A 2203-nucleotide genomic window follows, 5' to 3' on the forward strand; every position below is an offset into this window, starting at 1 on the left:
TGCATATTTTAAATATTAAAGTAATGAATTAATCAAGTTTTATTCCTATAAAATGTAAAAATAAATATAACGCTAGATATTAAAGAAGATTTTGCTTTAAAATAATTGGATGAACTTAAAAATAATTAAAAAGAACATGGGTATTTTATATATGGAACTTAAAAATGCTAAAGACAATTGTTGAATTTAAATTTGATGATTATCAGCTATATGATCAAAATTTATCAGCAGAAGACGGAAATACGTTAGTACAGAAAACGGAAGATATTGCACAGTATATTTATTTTTACATTTTATAGGAATAAAACTTGATTAATTCATTACTTTAATATTTAAAATATGCACTAATTCTCATTAAAATAAAAAAGGAGCTGAATAATCAGCTCCTTTTTTGTACTAAATCGACTTATTAAGTCAATTGAGCAGCAGCAATTTTCTTAGTATCTACTTTATCAGCAGCATTTGTATATTCGCCCATTTGGTCGAAATTCAAATATTTGTAGATGTCAGCAGACATACTGTCAATTTGAGCTGCGTATTGTTGGTATTCTTCTGGAGTTGGTAACTTACCAAGTACAGCAGCAACAGATGCAAGCTCAGCAGATGCTAAGTAAACGTTAGAACCTTGACCTAAACGGTTAGGGAAGTTACGTGTAGAAGTCGAAACAACAGTTGTGTTCGGCGCAACACGTGCTTGGTTACCCATACATAATGAACAACCAGGCATTTCTGTACGCGCACCAGCACGGCCATAAGTGTTATAGAAGCCTTCTTCCATTAACTGATGTTCGTCCATACGTGTTGGTGGAGCCAACCATAAACGAGTTGTTAATGAACCGCTTGGTACTTTCTCAAGTAACTGACCAGCAGCACGGAAGTGACCAATGTTAGTCATACAAGAACCGATGAATACTTCATCAATTTTGTCGCCTTGAACGTCAGAAAGAAGTTTTGCATCATCTGGATCGTTCGGGCAGCAAAGGATAGGTTCTTTGATTTCTGACAAGTCAATTTCATACAATTTAGTGTATTCAGCATCTGCATCAGCTTTAAGTAAGCTTGGGTTTGCTAACCATTTTTCCATGTTTTCAACACGACGAGCCATCGTACGTGCATCACCATAACCTTGTGAAATCATCCACTTAAGCATTGTGATGTTAGAACGTAAGTATTCAGCAACTTTCTCTTCAGAAAGTGTGATTGCACAACCAGCAGCTGAACGTTCAGCAGAAGCATCAGAAAGTTCGAATGCTTGCTCAACTGTTAAGTCAGTTTCCATTTCTGTTAAGTCGATTTCTAAGATACGACCAGAGAAGATATTCTTCTTACCTTTTTTCTCAACAGTAAGATCGCCTTCTTTGATTGCATAGTAAGGAATCGCATGTACAAGGTCACGTAAAGTAATACCAGGCTGCATTTTACCTTTGAACTTAACAAGAACTGATTCAGGCATATCAAGTGGCATTACACCAGTTGCAGCAGCGAAAGCTACAAGACCTGAACCTGCTGGGAACGAAATACCAATTGGGAAACGAGTATGCGAGTCACCACCAGTACCTACTGTATCTGGAAGAAGCATACGGTTTAACCAAGAGTGGATAATACCGTCACCTGGACGTAAAGATACACCACCGCGGTTCATGATGAAGTCTGGAAGTGTATGTTGCATTTGTACGTCAACTGGCTTTGGATAAGCAGCAGTGTGACAGAAAGACTGCATTACCAAGTCAGCAGAAAAGCCCAAGCAAGCTAAGTCTTTTAACTCGTCACGAGTCATAGGACCAGTTGTATCTTGAGAACCCACTGTAGTCATCTTAGGTTCACAGTAAGTACCTGGACGGATACCTTGACCTTCTGGAAGACCACATGCGCGACCAACCATCTTCTGAGCTAAAGTGAAACCTTTGCCAGTGTCAGCTGGTTGTACTGGAGTACGGAATAATGTAGATGGAGCTAAACCTAAAGCTTCACGTGCTTTAGCAGTTAAGCCACGACCAATGATCAAGTTAATACGACCACCAGCACGTACTTCATCTAAAAGTACTGGAGTTTTAAGTTCAGACTCAGCGATTTGTTCGCCATTTTTGAACGCAGTAACTTTTGCAGCAGCATGATCGATTTTAAGAGTAACTTCGTCACCCATGTTCATGTTAGAAACATCGATCTCTACTGGTAATGCACCAGCATCTTCCATTGTGTTAAA

The 2203-nt window shown here is 38.4% G+C and carries 1 protein-coding gene and 1 pseudogene; one reads left to right on the plus strand and one right to left on the minus strand.

From position 1 onward, the window contains the following. Positions 1-164: 164 nt before the first annotated feature. Positions 165-284 (plus strand): annotated as a pseudogene (locus tag J582_RS27425) (hypothetical protein); the annotation flags it as partial. A gap of 125 nt (positions 285-409) precedes the next feature. On the opposite strand, the gene J582_RS24625 reads toward J582_RS27425, so the two are convergent. Beyond that, positions 410-2203, minus strand: a 1794-nt coding sequence (locus J582_RS24625; RefSeq protein ID WP_032048850.1) for a bifunctional aconitate hydratase 2/2-methylisocitrate dehydratase, incomplete at its 5' end; no start/stop codon positions are given.

Source organism: Acinetobacter sp. 1566109 (assembly GCF_000582255.1).
GTDB classification, from domain to species: Bacteria; Pseudomonadota; Gammaproteobacteria; order Pseudomonadales; family Moraxellaceae; genus Acinetobacter; species Acinetobacter nosocomialis.